This window comes from Holophagales bacterium, from assembly GCA_016719485.1.
Taxonomy (GTDB): Bacteria; Acidobacteriota; Thermoanaerobaculia; order UBA5066; family UBA5066; genus UBA5066.
Window position 1 is genome coordinate 1 of the sequence record JADJZB010000019.1, and the last position, 4476, is coordinate 4476.

Sequence of the window (4476 nt, forward strand, 5' to 3'; positions counted from 1 at the left end):
GCAGAAGCCTTAGCGTGGGTGGGCGGTGTCGCCAGCAATTTATTTACCTAAACAACCCAACACAGTTTGTTGACGTCTTGGATAGCCCCAATAATCTGCGGGCTGCTCAGCACATTGCGCTGACGGATAAAATCGCCTACAACCTAGGCACAAGCCATAGCAGGCTGCTACTTCTACCCCTACAGGCAGTAGTCGCTAATATCTTGTGCGGGGGTAACGAGGCTGCGCTGAAAAACGTACTTGGCGAGGCATACAGTATACAAATAGAAAGATTTTATAAAGTGCGTAGTGCAATCGGTCAAGACCTATGCAACAAAATAGTATTAAAGTTAAATGCATTTGGCTGCGCCAACGAAAAAAGTGGTAAGGCCCTTGACTATTTATACAAACTTAGCGTGGAACTAAACAGGAACCCATATGAAAATATGGCAACACATACACATAACTTGGAAGAGTTGGTGGATTCAATGGACATTTAAAGCAAGTACACTATAAAAGTATGAGCCTGTTCAAATTATTAATTAATCTTGTGGTTTGTTGATTGTTTGTGGCTGCTTGTAGTTGCGCAGAGCTTTACTACTCAAATCGAATTGGTACTGTTTTTTATATATATACATACTTGTTGTTGGGGTGGCGTTTTTGAAGCCCTACCAGCGCGGCGAGGATTTTAAACAGTATTCAAGAAAGGCTAGGCTTTTCTTTTTTTAATTTATTTTATGGGCTGTGGCGCAATGGTGCCAAGTTTGCGCGGGTAGACTGGCGGCTGATAATTTTCTGTTTGAATCTAATGATCTTTGTGCTCAGTAAAATTTGATTAGCTATCCTTTACTGTTTTTTGCTTGGGTACTTTATTACAATATGCACGTTGTGGTCGATAAATATCAAAAAATTAGAATCTAAACTGGTCACTAATTTGGGCATTTGACACAGGACAGTCAGGAACAACGCCGCACTTATACCAGAGTACATGGTATATTCTGCTTATGTACGAATTGCGTGCATCAAAAAAAGCATCTGAAAGCGGCGGGGGGGTGGGTCATACCTAGTGACGTTGCTAATAATTATCAGCCGGTTGCCTATAAGATTTTTAAATCTTTGCGACCTTATTTTGTACACCAACGTATTAGCGTTTATTTTACACAAACCAGAGCATGGGTTTTCTGATTTACTATACAGCTATAACAGGAGCTTTGCCAGCGGCATTCAAGAGTGGTTTTTTTACCAAAAAGGCGTATTAAGTATATATTTAAATGAGTAATTTTTAAAAAGTACACCTAATAGGTGAACAAAGAGATTTATAGTTTTTTATTAAAAAAGTACAGCGAATACTATAACCAAAGTTGGTGGGTTGATTTTACAAACACGGATACAAACGTAAAGTATATAAACAATTTAACAAGTATAGTCACCCCAGACTATAAAATCATACACACCCTCAACACTTACTTTAAAACAAAAGAAATAGCAGCTTGGGTGTTTTTACATTTTCTGATGGTTGAGCTGATAGAAAGCACCCAAACAGATCACAAACACAACTTACAAAAAATCGATATTGTAACTTATACGCGCCCGTACGAGACAAATGTGGTGTGTACTATTTTAATTAATGAAATTATAAAACCCGATATGCTTCTTAACGCAAATCCAGGCGTGGTCTGGGTAGACAAAGACGGTGTCTACAATATAAGTAGTGCGGCGTTAGAGCTGGTCCCACGTAAATATATTGAAGCTATTTTAAACCTAGACCCAACCCTCAACCATCAAATTGTTTACCAGTACACAGCATTTATTATAGATGGTCTTATCGCAGGGGGGGTGGGTTGGACGCCGTATTATGTAGAAAAAAAAAAGCCGGAGAAATATTACCTAAACAAAGAACAGGATTTAGTAAATAACAAGGAAATATACCTAAAACGTGCGAAATACTAGGTGGGTACCCCCAAGACGTGTCACGCTGTGGGGGTGTAAAATTAATTAATTACTTGGCGGATTCAATATTCAAATTAAAAAAAACACTAAATAAAAGGCGGATTGTTAGAAGTATAAGCGCCCCCGCCGACTTATCTTATTTTCTTTACGAGGTGGAATATGAGGTATTTAACACGATTGCGCAGGGGTTTGATGTAGCTGAATATAAAAGGGTGGGGCTAGCTCAGTACATAGATTTGTTTTCCAATCTAAACGCAGCAATAATCGATTTTTGTAGACAACACGCTGACTTGCTAACTGAAATAAACAAGCTCTGTAAACAGGTAATACGGCATCAAGTGCCCGATATGCAGGATGATGATTTGTGCGCGTGGCTGCTTACAATTATATTTCTTAAATCAATAAAAGCGAATACTAAAAAAAGAAAAGAAAACGAGGTCGAGGCTAGCATGCTTGCTGACGAATTAAAAAACGTTTACGATGAGGACGAGCATTGGGTTGACACGCCTGATCCCGACGACTATAGCACACTCGGCTTTGGGTTAGACCAAATTGTGGATACACACTACGATATTAATGATGCGGTGCTTGATGTGTGTGTTGGTGCGCATTCTATCGAGACCAAACAACGGGGCTTAGAGCGTGCACAAAACACAAAACAAAATAGAATAGGTGCCGACGACACTAAAGCCCAGTTTACTGTTAGCGCCGCCGAGTTTAAAGGAAAGTTTGAAAATTATTTACTTCTTTTTGAAGTCTATACGCGACTATTCGGCGTTACTTTAGGCAAAAAAACTGCTAGGCGTATGGTGGAGTTGTTGTTGCAGTTTTTAGAAATAAATGGCGTAATTAGCTGTGAGAGTAAAGTAATTTACCAAGGGGGGTTTAAACAGTATAGTGTGCTTATATTCCCTGGTGATTTTAAAAAAATACTACCCGAACTAGTCATAACACCCCTTGGTAGCGTCACATTGTGGCTCGATGACACGGTACTCCGCTATGGTGGCTGCACAGGTGCTTTGGTGCCTTTGGTTGTACAAAACAAGTACTCAACTGAAAGGTCCTCCATAAACAGCTCTGCTATAATATCTTTGGATAATATTGAACATGCGGTAGACCTAAGAATGCTAAACAAGTTTAAGGCCGAAGTGTGCCTAAAGTACGGGGTGGATTTAGATGATGAAGATGCTGCCAGCAACATAAATCAGATATACCAAAAGCAAATAAATGATATAAAGCTAAAGATACTAGAGGGGTCACACGAAATGCAAGGTTTGAAGAAAAATCTGAGCCATACCATAAAGTTCGACTTTTATAGTAGACTCTATATACTATACCGGGCAGAGAAAAAACTACACAAAAACAACACCAGCAAAGAAAAAAAAAAGTTTATAAAGACATTTATAAAAGTTTATAATAAGTGAGCACAGGTGGAGCCAGGCACCCTACCCGAAAGCCTGAAAACACTCGCCTCCGCCTTAGAGCTAAAAAACAATACTTTTTTCTTTGAAAAACTAAAAAATATAACGTGGGGATTCGGCGTCAAGAAGGAGTTTAATCAGATCGAGAATTATTATAGTAAGCTGTGGGCCAAGGGTGTGGAGGAGCGTAAACTAAAAGTGACAGCATCCCAACTTATATCAGAGGAACTAAAGCTAGAGCTGTGGTTTACTATGTATAAGTATTTAAGGGGTGTGGGTACGCGGGGCGAGCGGTTTAAGCTGCAGCATTACTACGATTTTCGTGGTCGTATATACTGTAAAAGCCCGTTGAGTATAATAAATAATAAGTGGTTGCGGTCTGTATACACCTATACGGGCGGATCAAATGTGGAGATCACGGAGGAGCTGAGGGGCAGCACAAAAAACACCAAATCGTATAAAAAAATACAAGCACAGTTTTGCAAACTTGAAACGGGGAAGTTCCAAACAGTAAAATGCGATTATATGAAACAAATAATTATTTGGTGTTTAGTAGAGCTGGCTAAACTATTCAAAACCAAACTATTAGATAATGGTAAAATTACATTAGATAATTTTGTCGATGGTGGTTTAGAACTGTATAGTTTGTATAAAGAAAATAAAACGCCGAAGCTGGACTCGTTAGATCTGGACGAGGTTTTGGAGTTTCAAAAAGTATGCTACATATTGGACGATATTATTTTGGAGATGCCTGTACAAAACTACTTCATATGTAAAGACTCAACGGCGTCTGTACTCCAACATTTATTTAAATTTTTGGGCATAAAGGACGGTGCTGCCCTTGTAATGTGTAACATAAACAGCGGCACAACTTGGTTTGACCCATACACAGCAATAGTAAGCGATTTCTTCAAAACCAACAATGTTCAAAAAACAAACGAAAAATACTTTACTAGAAAAACCCTAAAAAAAGTTATAATGACATTCCACTATTCAGTAAGCTTCCGGCAAGCGTTTAAGTACTTTTTAGAGGCAAACTCTATGATCTACAAGGTAGACGTTGTTTTAGATTTGGAGGCGGATTTTAGAAAATTTTTTAACTATTTAAGCGAAAATCACGAAACAA

General features: G+C 38.7%; 3 protein-coding genes. All 3 read left to right on the plus strand.

Features of this window, described 5'->3' with window-relative positions:
- Positions 1-1281: 1281 nt before the first annotated feature.
- The gene (locus IPN03_10365) at positions 1282-1929 is read left to right on the plus strand and encodes a hypothetical protein (protein ID MBK9374107.1); all 648 of its coding nucleotides are present in this window, start codon (positions 1282-1284) and stop codon (positions 1927-1929) included.
- Positions 1930-2081: 152 nt separating this feature from the next.
- Positions 2082-3353, plus strand: coding sequence for a hypothetical protein (locus IPN03_10370; protein MBK9374108.1), 1272 nt, complete (start codon positions 2082-2084; stop codon positions 3351-3353).
- A 6-nt stretch (positions 3354-3359) separates the two neighbouring features.
- The coding region (locus tag IPN03_10375; GenBank protein ID MBK9374109.1) for a hypothetical protein at positions 3360-4476 on the plus strand (1117 nt) is incomplete at its 3' end.